This is a genomic window from Paenarthrobacter sp. OM7 (assembly GCF_029873575.1).
Lineage (GTDB): Bacteria > Actinomycetota > Actinomycetes > Actinomycetales > Micrococcaceae > Arthrobacter.
The window spans coordinates 44,332-58,885 of the sequence record NZ_CP123579.1 but is presented as its reverse complement, the minus strand read 5'-3'; the positions used below and the strand labels follow the sequence as shown (position 1 = coordinate 58,885).

The 14,554-nt window shown below is 66.3% G+C and carries 12 protein-coding genes; 3 read left to right on the top strand and 9 right to left on the bottom strand.

Annotation, left to right across the window (positions count from 1 at the left end; genetic code table 11):
• The first annotated feature begins 21 nt into the window (after window positions 1–21).
• Window positions 22–1,041, top strand: a complete 1,020-nt coding sequence (locus tag QEH68_RS00280) for an ABC transporter substrate-binding protein (protein WP_280625339.1) — start codon at window positions 22–24, stop codon at window positions 1,039–1,041.
• 53 nt (window positions 1,042–1,094) lie between these two features.
• Here QEH68_RS00280 and QEH68_RS00275 read toward each other — a convergent pair whose 3' ends face one another.
• The 7 genes from QEH68_RS00275 to amiA all read right to left on the bottom strand — a co-directional run bounded on the left by QEH68_RS00275 (window position 1,095) and on the right by amiA (window position 9,034).
• Window positions 1,095–2,756, bottom strand: a complete 1,662-nt coding sequence (locus QEH68_RS00275; protein WP_280625336.1) for an ABC transporter ATP-binding protein — start codon at window positions 2,754–2,756, stop codon at window positions 1,095–1,097.
• A complete protein-coding gene (locus tag QEH68_RS00270; protein WP_280625333.1) occupies window positions 2,753–4,471 on the bottom strand; it encodes an ATP-binding cassette domain-containing protein in 1,719 nt (572 codons plus the stop codon). The genes QEH68_RS00275 and QEH68_RS00270 overlap by 4 nt, the downstream gene beginning before the upstream one ends.
• Before the next feature lie 13 nt (window positions 4,472–4,484).
• Window positions 4,485–5,633: a hypothetical protein gene (locus QEH68_RS00265; RefSeq protein ID WP_280625331.1), complete on the bottom strand. Its 1,149-nt coding sequence runs from the start codon at window positions 5,631–5,633 to the stop codon at window positions 4,485–4,487.
• Window positions 5,633–7,024, bottom strand: a complete 1,392-nt coding sequence (locus tag QEH68_RS00260) for a YcaO-like family protein (protein WP_280625328.1) — start codon at window positions 7,022–7,024, stop codon at window positions 5,633–5,635. Before QEH68_RS00260 ends, QEH68_RS00265 begins: the two co-directional genes overlap by 1 nt.
• Window positions 7,021–8,130, bottom strand: a complete 1,110-nt coding sequence (locus tag QEH68_RS00255) for a CocE/NonD family hydrolase (protein ID WP_280625326.1) — start codon at window positions 8,128–8,130, stop codon at window positions 7,021–7,023. The genes QEH68_RS00260 and QEH68_RS00255 overlap by 4 nt, the downstream gene beginning before the upstream one ends.
• Entirely contained in the window at window positions 8,127–8,858 is a 732-nt protein-coding gene (locus tag QEH68_RS00250; protein WP_280625324.1) for a hypothetical protein, read from the bottom strand. The genes QEH68_RS00255 and QEH68_RS00250 overlap by 4 nt, the downstream gene beginning before the upstream one ends.
• Before the next feature lie 74 nt (window positions 8,859–8,932).
• The gene (gene amiA, locus QEH68_RS00245; protein WP_242703463.1) at window positions 8,933–9,034 is read right to left on the bottom strand and encodes a streptamidine family RiPP; all 102 of its coding nucleotides are present in this window, start codon (window positions 9,032–9,034) and stop codon (window positions 8,933–8,935) included.
• A 104-nt stretch (window positions 9,035–9,138) separates the two neighbouring features.
• On the opposite strand from amiA, the gene QEH68_RS00240 reads away from it, so the two are divergent.
• Window positions 9,139–10,362 (top strand): hypothetical protein, encoded by a 1,224-nt coding sequence (locus tag QEH68_RS00240; protein WP_280625319.1) that lies wholly within the window; start codon window positions 9,139–9,141, stop codon window positions 10,360–10,362.
• On the top strand, window positions 10,359–12,092 hold the full coding sequence (locus QEH68_RS00235) for a prolyl oligopeptidase family serine peptidase (protein WP_280625316.1): 1,734 nt from the start codon (window positions 10,359–10,361) through the stop codon (window positions 12,090–12,092). The genes QEH68_RS00240 and QEH68_RS00235 overlap by 4 nt, the downstream gene beginning before the upstream one ends.
• Here QEH68_RS00235 and QEH68_RS00230 read toward each other — a convergent pair.
• Window positions 12,064–13,578: an APC family permease gene (locus tag QEH68_RS00230; protein ID WP_207595613.1), complete on the bottom strand. Its 1,515-nt coding sequence runs from the start codon at window positions 13,576–13,578 to the stop codon at window positions 12,064–12,066. The two genes, QEH68_RS00235 and QEH68_RS00230, sit on opposite strands and share 29 nt — an antisense overlap.
• A gap of 23 nt (window positions 13,579–13,601) precedes the next feature.
• The gene (locus QEH68_RS00225) at window positions 13,602–14,483 is read right to left on the bottom strand and encodes a universal stress protein (RefSeq protein WP_280625312.1); all 882 of its coding nucleotides are present in this window, start codon (window positions 14,481–14,483) and stop codon (window positions 13,602–13,604) included.
• Window positions 14,484–14,554: the final 71 nt, after the last annotated feature.

The window sequence follows — 14,554 nt, the reverse complement described above, 5'->3', positions numbered from 1 at the left end:
AACCCAACTGGAGGCACACACATGAAGAAATCCACCCTGCCCAAAACCGCTGCGGTCCTGAGCGTGATGACACTCAGCGGAATGCTGTTGTCCGGCTGCGGTCAAGCAGTCAGCCAAACACCTGCAAAGGAAAACGCCGGTGTCGCTGCGCAGCCCGCGGGAGCAATCGAGAACTGCGGCCGCACCCTGACCTTCACCTCCGTGCCCCAGCGGGTGGTGGCCATGACTCCCGGACAGTCCGAGCTGTTGGTGAAGCTGGGCGCCGCGGACAAGGTAGTGGCCGAGGCACAGAGCAAGGGCAGCGAGCTGCTGCCGGAACTTAAAGAGCGCGGTAACGTGCAGCAGTTGAGTGATCAGATGCCGCCGTCGCGCGAAGTCCTGTTGGGCGCCAACCCCGATTTCGTCTACTCCCCCACAGCGTATGAATTCACTGCCGAGCAGGGCTTTGCGAGCATCGAACAACTCAAAGCTGCAGGCGCTGAGTCCTACATAGCAACGGCGGGCTGCATGGAACGCCGGAGCAAGGCCGAGGTCAAGGACATCCTCACGGATATCGAGAACATCGGCGCTGTGGTTGGCGCGGGTGAGCGTACGTCAGCCGTTCGGACGGAAGCAGCTGAGATGCTGGCTTCGGTTGCATCAAAGGTGGAAGGCAAAGAGAAGCCCACCGTGGTGGAGCTGTTTGTTGAGGGGAACTCCATTGCGGCCATCGGGGCGGGAATCGAGTACGACATGATCAAGACTGCCGGTGGCGAGAACCTCTTCAGCCCGTCCGATGAAGCCTTCGCCACGTTCTTCTCTGCCATGATCTCTCCGGAGACACTTGTACAGAAGAACCCCGAGGTCATCGTGTTCACCACCTTGGACAAGGCCCACGAGGACGCCACCCGCGCCTTCCTTCAGGAGAAGTTCCCCGAGGTAGACGCAGTGAAGAACCAGCGATTGGTGGCCGTCGAGTCTGATGACGTCATGCCCGGAACCTGGGGCAACCTCCGCGCCGTGGAGCAGATCGCCAAGGGCCTCCACCCCGACGCGTTCTAAGTCCTCCAATTCCCCCGCCCGAGGGGACGGGCGGGGGAAGGGGGAGCGGGAAGCTAACCCAGCTGCACCCGCCGGTGGCATGCGGCCAGGGTGGACTCCCTGTGGGACACGGTGATTACCGTGGTGTCGCCGGCGATTGCAGCAACAGCCTCCACCAAAGCACGCTCCGAGGCAGGGTCCAGGCTTGCTGTGGTTTCATCCAGCACCAAAATCTTCGGCTTGATCAGCAGGGCCCTCGCCAAACAGAAGCGGGCACGCTCACCACCGGACAGGCTCACCCCTTGCTCGCCGATCACAGTATCCACGCCATCCGCCCATCGTTCGCCAGCGAGCGGAAGCCCGGCCAGGTCCAAGGCTGACAGGACGTCGGCTTCAGTTCCCGTGGGCTGGGCCAGGCGCATGTTGTCCAGGACGGAACCATGGAAAACCGGGGCGTCCTGCTCCACCAACGTGACCATACGCCGGAACGACGCCTCGTCCACGGCCCAGGCGTCCACGGACTCCCCGCTGCGCGACACCAGCGAGATACTCCCCGAATCCGGCACCCACAGGCGCACCAACAACCGGGCCAACGTGGTCTTTCCTGCACCGGATGGGCCGCTGATCCCCACATGCTCGCCGGGCGCCACGGACAGGGACGTCGCGCGCAAAGCCGGCGCGCCGTCGTCGTACGTGAACTGCAGGTTCCGGACCTCCAGACCCAGCGGCCCTTGGGAGTTGAACTCCACGAGGGGCCCCGAAACCTTTGCGGCCGAGGGCAGGCTGATGCCCTCCCCAACGCGCTGGGCGCTGGCACGGTGCGGCTGGAGCTGGGTTACGGTGGCAACGCCCTCGGCCACTGGAGCCAGGAGAGTCAGAGTGCCGGCAACCAGGGCGGGCAACCACACAGAATCCAGTCCGGGTTGTGAGATGGCGGCGACGAAGACCGCCACCACGGTGCCCAGGACACACAGCTCGCGCAAGGACGCTGCCAAGGCAAGGAAGGAATTGAGCTTGCGCTGGCCGGCATCCACTGCCAGGCTCTGTTCCTTTAGTTGGCGTTGCGCGTGCTCCCGCAGTCCGAAACCCAGGATCTCGCGGGTGCCGGCCAGCAGGTCCACGGCGAGTACCGACACCCCGGATCTGGCCTCCTGCACCCTCGCCCCCAGCACGGCGCCCCGGCGCAATCCCGGGAGCGTCACCGCCACCAGCGCCACGAACCCCAGCAGCAAGGCCACGGACAGGCCCGGCCCCAGCGGCCACACCGCAGCCACCCCGGCCACGAACAGCACTGCGGAGCCAGCCAGCTGGGCAACCGTGTGGGCGTAGAAGAACTCCAGCTTTTCAACATCGCCCATGGCCGTGGCGGCGAGTTTTCCGGTGTGCTGGTCCGGCGTGCGGGAAGGGACGCCGCGCGCGAAACCGTCAAAGAGCGCCATGCGCAGCGCGGCCAGGATCCGGTACGCAATGCTGTGCGAGATGTCCATCTCATGCCACGTCAGCACCGCCCTGAACACCACGGCCGCCACCCCGGCAACCCACCATTGGGCGGCTGCGGGCTCTTGCCTCATCACAGCCAGCGCCACAACATAGGAGCCCACAACCGCCAGGACAATGAGGGCCAGGTTGTTCAGGATGCCCACAACGGCTGTCCATACTATGCCTGCCCACTCGCCGGACATGTGCGGAACCAGGCCCAGGAGCGGGTTGCGGGGTGTGCGTGCGGTGAGGCTCATAGCGTGGCTGCTTCCTGTTGCTGTGTGTGGAGTTGGCCGTCTGCCAGGCGGAGTACTGTGTCCGCGGCAGCGAGGGCTTCGGGCCGGTGGGCGATCATGAGCACAATCCGGCGTCCGGCTTCGCGGCGTAGCCCCTCCAACACCTGTCCTGCGAGCTCGGTATTGAGGGCGGACGTTGGCTCGTCCAGGAGAAGAACCGGCCTGTCCACCAGGAGTGCCCGTGCAATCGAAAGCCGTTGGAGCTGGCCTCCCGAGACGGATCCGCCCCCTTCGGACAGCACAGTGTCCAGCCCGTGGGGCCACTGCCGAAGATCGTCTGCCAGGCCGGCAATCTCCACGACACGCTGAATTTCCACCTCCGTAGCTGCAGGCGCCACCACGCGGAGGTTCTCCCGGATGGTCCCCGGAAAGAGGTAACTGCGTTGTGAGACCACGCTGACGTCACTTGGCCTGAGTGGTTGACCGTCCAGGCGGATGCGGCCCTCCCCCGCCGGCAGGAACCCCAGCAGAAGATCGAACAACGTGCTCTTCCCCGCCCCTGACACCCCCGCCAGCGCGGTGAGGCCGCCGGGCTGGATCTCCGCCGACGCATCCCGCAGAACCCAGGGGTCGGCAGCTGAGTATCGGAAGCTCACGTTCTGCAGAGTGAGACGACCGGGAGGCACGACGCCGGGGCGCATCCCGGGCGCGGAAGGGTCTCCTTGCGCCGATCGCGCCTGCCCCTCGCCCGTCAGCGTGCTATCGCCGCGGGCGTCCGCGCCTCCCGCCGCGTCAATACTGCCCAAGGCCGAGAGCCCCAGATACCCGGCATGCCATTGCCGTGCAAGATCCCGTACCGGCCTGAAAACTTCCGACGAGAGCATCAGCAGGAAATACGTGATCGCCGCAGTCTCCGGTCCGGGCAACGGCCGCTGCCCCAGCGCTGCGTATGCGGCCAGGGCGGCGGCGGCCAGCATCCCTGACTGGATTCCGAAGTCCGCCAACGCCGTGTCCACCAGGGACGTGCGCATGGTGGACACGGTTGCTTTATGAAGCTCTTGGGACCTGTGATGGAGCCGCGCCCTGGTCCGGGGAACCGCGTGAAGGATCTTGAGGGTCCGCATCCCTTGAAGGGCCTCCAGGAAGTCGGCACTGAGTGCCTCGTAACTGTCCCAGTGCTGCTTTCCGCGTTTCGCCAAGGCCTTTCCCCAGACTTTCGGCGCACCAACAGCCACGGCCACGGCAAGGGCCAAGGCGAGTGCCAGCAAGGGATTCAGGCACGCGATCCAGACAAGAAGCGCGGGCACCACTATCTGCAGTTGGAAAGCGTGGGGGATGTACTGGCTGATGTAGCTGTCCACTCCGTCCACACCTTCGCTCAGGGCCAGCCGCCGGGCTCCGCCGCGGTCCGAGGTATCCCTGAGTCGTTCGGGCTGGAGCAGGCTGTCGGCCAACTTCCGTCGTACCTGCAACCGCACCCCGGAGCCCAAAGAACTGGCAAGCCGGGCGTGGAACTGCTGGATCACAAGGCGCCCCAGGCCACAGGCGAGAACCCCGGCAAGGTAGGGAGCCAGCGGCACGTACGTGCCGCCGTCGGGGTTTCCGGGAACCCGTACCAGAACCACCAGCGCCGCCAGGGCCTGAGCCAGGAACCACGCCTGCAACCAGTAGCTCGCCGTGGTGACGCAGAGCAGGGCTGTCACTCCAGCCAGCCGGCCGCGGTGCCCAGCCGTCATTTGGAAGAGCCTCTTATTGACCAGCATTCGCGGCCCTTTCGTGGTTTGTGGTGAGTGGTTTCCGGATTGCTACGCCCAGCCCATGGAGTGTGGTCCAGCCGCAGCGGGAGCCGGTCCAGCCGCCCACCGGACGAAATTCCAGGGGCAGGTCCGCGCCAAGCGCGGTGTAGAGGATATGAGCGGCCAACGTGGTGGTCCACCACATGGCAGCCGGGGTTGGCGTGCCCAGGATCTCGAAAACCAACAGGGCGTCGAGGCTCCTGACCCAGGACTGCCCAGCACATCGATCGGCCAGTTCCGGATCACGGAGCGACTCCGCGGACAGGACCCGGGCACGGCAGGACGAAGGGGCTGCCTGCGGGAAGGAAAGGAGGGAACGCTCCAGGAGTTCCCCAACCACCCGGCCTGCGTCGGCGGCCGCGCGGGCACGCAAGCGGGATAACCCACAGCTCCTGCGGGCAGCCAGCTGCGCCTCCGAAACCCCGGCGATCCGGTCATGGCGGGGCTGCTGGCACCTCGCCGGGGACACTCCCAGAGAGACCGTGGCCAGCGCGAACTCCGGAACAGAGCCGGGCCAACGGCGGGGTGCCACGGCATCCCACCGGGCGTCCACACCCCGGGCAGCGGCATGGTGAACCAAGGCCACCGCCGCGTAGGCAGTATCCGCGATCAGCAGCGGACCCGCACGGTGGTGGTACTTTGCCAGGGTGCGCTGCGGCAGCACAGTCAGCACGACGACGGCGCCCCGCGCGGGTGCCCGCAGACCCCCTTGGGGTGGGGTACCGTCGTCGTGGTTCCGCAGGCGGAGCAACTCACCGCCGCTGCCGTTGAAGCCGGTGCCGTTAAACACGTATGTTCCGGGCGGCACGTCGCAGCCTTCCCCGCAGAGGACCCGCAGTTGCACCGGATAGCACCCGCCGGCCGACGGCACTGGGCGTTTCCGCACCTTCCCGGGCAGGCCGGTGGCGGGATTCGGGTGGAAGTCCTCGCTCCACCAGATGGCCCGCAGCATGGCGCCCACCGGGAGCCCATCATGCCGCGGGCTCTCAACTGTGCCGGACGCCGGGGAACCTTGAGGGCCGGGCGGCTGCACGGGACCGGGAACCTCGTGGCTCCAGGCGCGGGCAAATCCTGGGGCTAGGAGTACGTGGGGGACGTCCATTACATGTGGGGAGGTGGGGTGAGGGTGAAGTCCTCGGGCAGGGCCGGCGCCGTTTCACGCCACCCGCGCTCCAACGCCGCTGTGGTGAACCTGGGGCAGCCGAGGTAGGCGAAAGCGGCCGGCGCGTTGGGGACCAGCCCTCCCACCACGGCGCGGACAACACTCAGGCCGGTCGCCGCGACGTCCGGAGTGGTCAGTTCACGGGTATAGACGGTGTGGCCGGCCCATTCCAGCCGCCTGTAGAGCTCCGGCATGGACACGTCATCCACGGCAGCAATGTCCACCAGCCCACCTGCGGGCTCGGTGAAGCGTTCCGCGAGGACGTGTGTCCGGGGATCAAGCCACACCTGAACATGCGCACCGAGGTCGCGGACTGAACCGAACCCGGGCCCCACGTCGTCCAGGTATTGACGGTCTTCACGGTGTTCCAAGTACAGCCCCTTGGCCATGAGCCCTGCGTCCACCGCTTGGAAAACCCAACCGTCCGCGTCGGTGGCACCTTGGGAGTAGATCCAGGTGTGGACAGCCTCCAGGACTGCCTTGCGTGCCGCTTCAGCGGGTTCGTTCTTGCAGGAGAATCCGGCGGCGTACAGCCCCGTGTCCGGATCGAACACCAGAGCCGCCATGCAGGGTGCGAACTCACTGGGCATTTCCACCACCCAGTACTGCAGCCGGCAACCGGCCATGGCGTCCACCAGCCCGGGAACACTCTCAGGCCTGATACCGCGGGTGGGACCGTCCAAATGCCACCACAGTTCCAGGGCGTCGCGTTCGATGGTTTCCAGCACCGCCCTGTCCGTGGCATCAGCGCGGCCCTGCCCGGTGGCGATCCCCGCGTAGTTCAGATGATGGATCCGCGGGAGGTCACGGAAGCGCCGTTGCCGCCAGTTCAGGAGGGTGAGGCTCGCAGGAAGCCACACCTCCGAGCTGTCCGATTCCCGCCTGCACGCTGTCCACAGCGCGGGAGTGTCGGCGTCGAGGTTCCGGTAGGGGAATGCCGCACGCTCCAGCTGCCAGTCCGCGAATCGCGGCAGTTGTTCAAGCCCGACGGCGGCCCGGCCTGACGCTGTCAGCTCACGGGCCGTCCCGGTGAAGTAGTGGTGGTCCGGGAGGTCCGCGGGAATGAAGTTGCCGCAGTACCGTTCCATGCCTTCGGCGACGGCCGCGATCCAGGCTTGCCGGCTGTCGCCGAACGTGGTGCCCAGTGAAACGCGGTCGGCGGGCCAGTCTCCCAGCCACCGCGCGTTCGATACCTCCGCGGTCATGGACGTGTATGCGGGTGGGGCGTTCTCCGGGGTGAGAACGGGACGGACCCTGCGGATGATCCCGGTCTGCTCGTCCACCAAGGTGTGCAAGGGAAGCAGGCCCAGGGTTTCGGCTGTTGTGGTCATGATTCTCCGTGGTTGTTCAGGTGGTGCGGCAACGTCTCGGGGGTCGCAGGCGCCCAGTGCCATGTGTGTGGCTGGTCGCCGGGTTCCCACTGGAGGACTGGTGGGCGGCGGTCTCCAAGGGGCCCGGGCTGGGCGCCGTTTGGATCCCAGCCGCTGGCGGCAGCCAGAAAGTCCTTGATCCGGGCCATCAGGCCACCCTGTTGGCGGAGTGCTGCGGCGGCTCCGGCGCCGAGGTCGTTGGCGAGTCGGTGTCCCCATGGTCCCCAAAGGGTTTCCACCAAGGTCCGCGGTGCTGCGCTGCCCCAGGCCCTCACCAGGTTCGCAGCTTCGGCAACAAAGAAGTCCCGTTGTCCCGAAATCATCAGGAGCGGCGTGTTCAGCTGGCCATAAAGGGCGTGAAGGTCGGCTGGTGTGGCGTCCCAGAGCCGCTTCCAACCAGCGGTGGACCCCGGACCATACGTGGCGTCATCCATGAGGTTGTGAATCATCCAGTCCATCCCGCGCTCCTCAGCCTGCCGGTATATCCGCCGGAGCTCTGCGGCAGGTAAAGGGTGGCCGGACTCCTTACCGAAACCGTGCTGGTGCCACCAACCAATCCGGTCCCGCAGGCGCGGTGTGCCATCGGGTTCCCTGGCTGTTTCGCAGAGGCCCAGCGCCGGCACCATCGCCACCACGGCCAGGGGTTTGGGAGCGGCTGCCACCGGACGCCGTGTTTCCTCCGGAGCCCGTTCCTTCTCCAGAACCCGTGCTGCTTCAACTGCGCAGTGGGCATCATAGGAGGCTCCAGCCAGAATGAGGGGGCCCCTGAGCAACCCGTTCCCGGCGAGGTAGCGGACGGTTGCAGCTCCGTCCGCGCCCTCCTTGTCATAGGGATTCCATGCGCCGGCGGACCCGTAGCGCCCCCGGACGTCCTGGACCACTACGTCGTATCCGGCACGGCACCATGCGTAGGCTTGGGCCGCGTACTGGGCCCGGCCGTAGGGTGTCCGGATCAGGACCGCCCCTTGGGCTTCCCCTTCCGCCGGTGCGCGGTAGTGGTCTGCGGTGAGCCGAACGCCGTCGTCAGCGGTGATGTCCAGGTGATCCGGCGCAGTGGCGGGTCTCATGGCAGCGGAGCCCGCAAGCCCTCGCCCAGGCTGGCGGGTTCCGGGAAGGGCAGAACGGGATGTTCGCTGGCTGCCAACGTCAGGGTGTCCAGCCGCCAGAGCGTACGGCGGTGAGCGGCAAGTGACGGCGAATTCCTTTGCCAAGCGGTGATGATGGTGAGCAGTCTGGCCGTGAGCAGGTCCATGGCTACCCCTTGGGGAGCGAAGTCCGCGGCAGCAGCGGGCGTATCCAGCCAGGCCCTCAGTTCGGCGGCGGCCGGTGAGGCTGCGAGCCTGCGCCGGAGTACCTGCCACCCTGTTGGGTCTGCCGGTTCAAGAGACAGCGGATCTACGAAGACCAGGTCGCCTTCTCCGTAGAAGCGGAGCACGGCCGCACGGCCCCCCGGCAGTGCCTCAAAGCGGTTCCGCTCGGCGGGCGTAGCTGCCAGGTGGAGGAGGAGTCCTACGGAGCCGCGCTCCCTGTCGTCACCCGCCGTCAGGTCAACCCCGGCCTCGTGGAACACCGGCAGGAGTGCGGCAGCAACGGGTTCGGGGGCTACCAGCCCGATTCGCTCCCGTCCGGCGAGGGGACGCGCACCAGCCTGGCGGCGTTGCAGCAGTTCGTCGCTGATGCCCGTCACCAGGTTCTGGCCACTGCCTGCCGAGGGTGGGAGATGAAAGAAGGCGCCGTCACCGCTGCGGATGGTTGATCTTCCCGCGACGTCAAAGCTGTCTATTGCGGTGCCCATGGTTCCTTCCAAGAGTTGCGGGGGTGGAGCTAAGGGGGTGGGCGCGCCGGCGCGCCCACCCCCTGGCTTAGTGACTAGTCGAACGGGTTCTCAACCAGTGCATTCGAGTGCGTTGCCGACAGGTGTGCCAGCTGCTCGGTCTCTTCAACTTCAACCAAAACCGTGGTCTTTTCCATGGTTGGTCTCCTTTCGGTGGTGGTGGTTGCCTCCGCTGTTGCGGCGACAACGTCACACTATAGTTAATGAGAACCATTCTCAAATTAAGTGAAAGGGAGAGCCAATGAACTCCGAAGTTTTGGTGGTCGCCGACCAAAAAGCGGGCAACGTACAGTTCCTGAATCCGGTCACCGGGGCAGTCCAGCGCCGCCTGGACTCCGTGGTCCTGGCGGAGCACGCCGGGTTCCTGCCGTTGGGAGGCGGACGATGCGCGTTCATCGACGACGCCGGAGGTGCCCTGGTCATCGCCGATGCCTTCACCAACACCCCGCTCCGCACCATTCCCGTGGCCATCCCGGGTGAGCACCTGGCCTGCGACCCCTCGGGCCGCTTCATTGCCGTCACCACCGGGCTTGGTGTCTCCTGGGAACCTTGGAGCGATCTCCTCACGGTTGTGGACCTGGAGTCCGACGGCGGACCCACCTCACGCCGCATCCGCACCAGGGCGGGGGAGCCTGGCGTCGTGGTGGGCGAAACGCCAGAGGGGCCTGCCGCCGTCGTGCGTCACCGCGAACCCGGCGGCATCGAATCCTTCAGCGTGGAGCGGATCCTGGCCGAAGGAGTGCACTGCCCGCCCATGCAAGGGCTGCGGGCTGAGGCCTCCCCCGACGGCCACGGCGACGCCTTCGATCCCGTCACGGGCACCATGTTCGTGGCCACGGGCCAGGGCCTGGAACGCTTCGACATCCGCAAGCCGCAGCCGGAGGCCCTCCAGGCCATCGCGTGGGATGCTCCCGGCCGCGCCTACTTCCTGCGCTTCTGCCCGGGGCGGCGTGTCCTGGTGGCCGTCCTTCGCCACGGTGGCGGGGAGCCCAGAGACTGGGCCCAATGGGGCAACACTTTGTGGGTGCACAACCTGGATACCGGGCTGACGCAGACCACACCACTGGGCCAGGGGTTGGTCTTCCGTTTCGCGCTGACTGCCACCGGCATCGCGACCGCCCGCGTCCATCCGGAGGGCGACGAGCTTTCGGTGCACCACCTTGGACCGCTGGAGGCAGGCCCACCGGCGCTGCGGGGCACGTGGGATCTCCCCCGCATGGACGGCGCCCCACGGCCCGGCAATGAACCCTGGGACAACGCCGAACGACGCGCCATTGCCGCCTCACCGTCCTCGGAACTCGTCGCCGTGACCCGCGGTGGACATGGCGAACTGCACGTAGTGGACACATCAGCGGCCGGTAGCCCCCTGCGCACCATCACCCTGGGCAGTCCCCTGCACGACGGCGGCCACCTCGCTTGGGTATCTGCTGTGGACGCAGCGCCGGGCGACACGGTGGGACGGTGAACACCCTCGAGGAGGCCGTTCCTGGCAGAGGACTTCGGCCGCATTTCCGTTCCCTCCTGGAACGCTGGGACTCCACACCCCGCCAAGGGCTCCCCCAGTTCGCCGGCGGACTGGCTGCCTTTCTCTGGCGTGGGCCGGGCGAAGCGTTTGCCTCCTTGCACCTGGCAGCCGAGGCCGGGCTACGGGATGCCTGGAATGTTCGCCGGGCCCACCCGGGTGTGGCTGCGCCGCCCGGCGTCCGGCTCCCCACGGCACCGGGCACCATTGTCCGCGGATTCACCATCTCCCCTGACGGAACGCGTATCGCGGCCTTGCTGAGCACCTCCGCCAGCGAACTAGCGGAAACCTGGATCCTCGCTGCCGGGACGCAGCCGGTCCACATCCCGGGCGCGACGGCTTGGTACGCTGCGCCGGTTTGGGAGCCAGACGGTGGCGGGATCTGGGTCTTGACCGGCAAGCCGCCCTGCCAGCAGATCATGCATTGCCCGCTCGACGCCGGTCACCCCCAGGAGCTCCCGTTTCCAACGGATCTTGGCAGCACCACGGGCAGCCGGCTCTCGCTGACGCGCGCCAGGGGGAATCTCCGACTGGCGGCGAAGAACCCGGGGACCGGGACAAGAGAGTGGGAGTTGGAATCAGGGGCCTGGCATCCCACCGCCGCGCCCGCCGGCGGGATCCGCGTGGAACTGGCCTCCGACCACCACGGCACCACGGTCACACTGGATAGCCGCCCCGTGTACCGTTTATCCCCAGCCGAATACGTCTCATCCTTCGCCATCCAACCCCATGCCGATGGCACTGACCTCTGGCTCCAGACGGCCTCCCCGGAACGTCCATCGGGGGTTTTCTGTGTGGATGAACCGGTGCGCTCGAACGAAAGTTCCAGAGACCCCAGCGGCAACATACTCCATCAGAGGGTCACAGCGGTGGCGAGTGACGGCGTCGGCATCCCCCTGGTCATCTCCGCGCGGGCTTCAGACCTTGGGCCGGACGGCCTCCCGGTGCGGCCACTGCCCCTGATTCTCACGTGCTACGGCGGTTTTGGCGTCACACACAGGACCGAGGCCGAACCCAGCGTGCCGGCGTGGCTGGAGAGCGGCGGGGTGTACGTGGCTGCGCAACTACGTGGGGGCGGGGAAATGGGCCGGGACTGGCATGAGGCGGGCCGGGGTCCACGGAAGATGCGGACCATCCAGGACCTCATCGACGTGGCCGGATTCCTTACATCGGCCGGTTGGACGACACCTGGGCAAACCGTGCCGTTCGGGGCCTCGCATGGTGGCTTGGTGGTCACCGCAGCAGCCCTCCTGTCCCCCGCCTCATTCGGCGGAGTGGTGGCCGTGGCTCCGTTGCTGGACACCGTGGACCTTCACCGCCATGGCTTGGGAAAGCAATGGCTGCACGAGTTTGGCGCCGACGGGGAGTGCTCTGACCATGATCGGGCGGCCTACTCCCCGGTTCATGTGGTGGGCGGGCTTGGCTCCGCCGCCGGGCTTCCGCCCCTCCTGTGCTGCCTCCTGGGGCGTGACGAACGCGTGGACAACAAAGCCGCCGTGGAGGTTGTTACCGGAATCCGCGAACGCGGGGGCCGGGCCTGGCTGCTCCAAGAGGACCGTGGTGGTCACGGCCAGCGTGCAGCGCCGGACGTACTGGACTTCTCCGCTGCCGTGCTCGCCTTCGCGGCGTCCATTTCCCGCGAGGCTACGCCCGGGTCAGAACCTTGCCCTTGAAGAACTCTGGCCGCACCCTGTACATCACCAGCATGATCACGACGCCCAGCAGGATCACGCCCATTCCCAGGACGAACACCAGCCCCACGCCGCCCACAGAGGAGCCTGAACCATACTCCGGGTCCATTGAGTCCATGGCCGTCTTGACGAACATGACCAACAGGATCACGCCTCCCAGCAAGGGCGCCAGGAACCTGAAGAAGAACGAACGCGCACCGCGGAATGCCTCGGCCCGGAAGAACCAAACGCAGGCCAGTGCTGTGATGCCGTAGTAGAAGCAGATCATCATGCCCAGAGCTGTGATGGTGTCCCACAGCGCATTCTCGGACACGGTGCGGGTGATCACGTAGAAACCGGCGGCGGCGATCGCAGCGGCGATGGTCGCGAAGCTGGGCGACTTGAACGTAGGGCTGATCTTGCCGAACTTCGGCGAGATGGCGCGGTAGTGGCCCATCGCCAGCATGGTTCGGGCCGGGGAAACGAACGTTGACTGCAAAGATGCCGCTGAGCTGCTCAGAATGGCCAGCGACATCAGAATCGCAAAGGGACCCATCACTGGACCGGCAAGCACGGCGAAGATGCTGGACTGGTTTTCCGGGTTTCCGGCACCCAATCCGGTCTCGCCGACGCCGGCGAAGGACAAGGTAGCCAGTGCAACGGTCATATAGATGATCACGATGACCAGCACCGTGATGGTCGCGGCGCGACCCGGGGTTTTCTCCGGATTCCTGGTTTCCTCGTTCATGGTGAGGGTGACGTCCCAGCCCCAGTAAATGAAGATCGAGAGCGATACACCTGCGGCGAATTGTGAGAACGAGTCCACGGCGAACGGGTTGAACCAGTCAGGTGAAACTGCGGTGGCATCGAAAGCCGTGCCGTTTGCCACGTGGGCAAATGCGGAGACTGCGAACCAGCCCAGGACCAGCAATTGGAAGGCCACCAGCACGTACTGGACGCCCTTGGTGGTCTCCATGCCGCGGTACGAAATCCAGCAAGCCAAGGCGATGAACACCAGCGTGGTGGCGATGTTCAGCGGAAGGATCTTGCTGAGCTCACCGAGTTCCGGGTTGCTGAAGATCTGGGCAAGCATCAGGTAGAAGAAGTCCACCGCCACAGCCGCCAGGTTGGAGAGGACAATGATCGTGGCCGCGATCAGCCCCCAGCCACCCATCCAACCGATCCACGGACCGAAGGCGCGCGTCGCCCACGTGAAGGAGGTACCGGCGTCGGGCATTGCGTTGTTCAGTTCGCGGTAGCCCAGCGCCACCAGCAACATGGGGATGAAGCCCACCAGGAAGATGGCGGGCAGGTGCACACCGACCTCGGACACGGTGGGGCCGAGGGCCGCGGTGAGCGTATAGGCGGGTGCGATACAGGAAACGCCGATCACGACGGCGCCGATGAGGCCCACCGATCCGGCCTTCAGCCCTTTTTCACTCAGGGCTGGCGATTCTTTCGACTGGACCGTCTTTGGTGCAGTTGACATGGGTTTTGCCTCTCAGGCGATTGCTAGGCGCTATGGCGCGTGTAGTCGCGGGGAACCACGATCATGGGTACAGGGAGGGCACGCAGGATCCGGTTTGCGGTGCTGCCCAGGAAAGTGGCCCGCTGCTGGGCCAGGCGGCTGGAACCGATCAGCAGGATTTCGCCGTCTTCCCAGTCGAGTCGGTCAACGGCTTCTTCGATGGTGCGCCCTTGGGCTACGACGATCTCCGGCTCTTCTGTTACGGATCCCGCTCCGCCGCTCGCGTCTGCGGAGCTTCCGACGGCGGCAAGCCGGTCGGCCGCATGCACCCAGGCAGCGTCGGCCAACCCAGGCGAGTTACCGCCGTCGAGCGCCAACAGGGAGACGAGCCGCAGTGGAAGGCCACGGTCCCGCGCAGACTCCACTGCGACGTCGAGCAGTTCGTCAGCACCCGGCCGGGTACCGAAACCGCAGCTCAAGCGCGTGATCGGCTCGGTGCGGTGATAGCCGTGAGGCGCCAAAGCCACCGGCACGGGCGACGAGTGGAGCAGCGAACCCGCCACAGAGCCGATGGTGAAGCGCTTGAAGAGGCCGCTGTTGGTGGCGCCGATGACCAGTGCCGCAGCGTCGAATTCCACGGCGGCATCGATCAGCGCCTGGGCCTCGGAATCACCGCGCCGGATGTGGGCGCGGGCAGTGACGTCGTCCGGAACCAAGGCGAGGCCTTCATCGAGCCAGCGCTGTGCCTGCTCGTTGAGGATGTCGTCATAGCCGGTCTCAGGCGGGTAGACGGCGTTGAACGGGGAATCCTCAGGCACCACCAGGACCAGGTCAAGGCTGACATTGTGGTTCCGGGCCAGCGCGACGGCAAGGTGAACGGCGTCGTGCCCCCTCGCGTTGGCGGTGTAGCCCACTACGTAGCGCATGGTGGTCCTTCCTGTGGTGCTTAAACCGGTTACTGCTTAAACAGTGGAGCCGGCAGGCCGGGAATGGTGCT

Excerpts from the sequence above, each read along its gene's own strand:
- QEH68_RS00230 (WP_207595613.1), bottom strand. The coding sequence starts at position 13,578 with ATGTCAACTGCACCAAAGACGGTCCAGTCGAAAGAATCGCCAGCCCTG.
- QEH68_RS00225 (WP_280625312.1), bottom strand. The coding sequence starts at position 14,483 with ATGCGCTACGTAGTGGGCTACACCGCCAACGCGAGGGGGCACGACGCC.
- QEH68_RS00260 (WP_280625328.1), bottom strand. The coding sequence starts at position 7,024 with ATGACCACAACAGCCGAAACCCTGGGCCTGCTTCCCTTGCACACCTTG.
- QEH68_RS00250 (WP_280625324.1), bottom strand. The coding sequence starts at position 8,858 with ATGGGCACCGCAATAGACAGCTTTGACGTCGCGGGAAGATCAACCATC.
- QEH68_RS00240 (WP_280625319.1), top strand. The coding sequence starts at position 9,139 with ATGAACTCCGAAGTTTTGGTGGTCGCCGACCAAAAAGCGGGCAACGTA.
- QEH68_RS00280 (WP_280625339.1), top strand. The coding sequence starts at position 22 with ATGAAGAAATCCACCCTGCCCAAAACCGCTGCGGTCCTGAGCGTGATG.
- QEH68_RS00275 (WP_280625336.1), bottom strand. The coding sequence starts at position 2,756 with ATGAGCCTCACCGCACGCACACCCCGCAACCCGCTCCTGGGCCTGGTT.
- amiA (WP_242703463.1), bottom strand. The coding sequence starts at position 9,034 with ATGGAAAAGACCACGGTTTTGGTTGAAGTTGAAGAGACCGAGCAGCTG.
- QEH68_RS00270 (WP_280625333.1), bottom strand. The coding sequence starts at position 4,471 with ATGACGGCTGGGCACCGCGGCCGGCTGGCTGGAGTGACAGCCCTGCTC.
- QEH68_RS00255 (WP_280625326.1), bottom strand. The coding sequence starts at position 8,130 with ATGAGACCCGCCACTGCGCCGGATCACCTGGACATCACCGCTGACGAC.
- QEH68_RS00265 (WP_280625331.1), bottom strand. The coding sequence starts at position 5,633 with ATGGACGTCCCCCACGTACTCCTAGCCCCAGGATTTGCCCGCGCCTGG.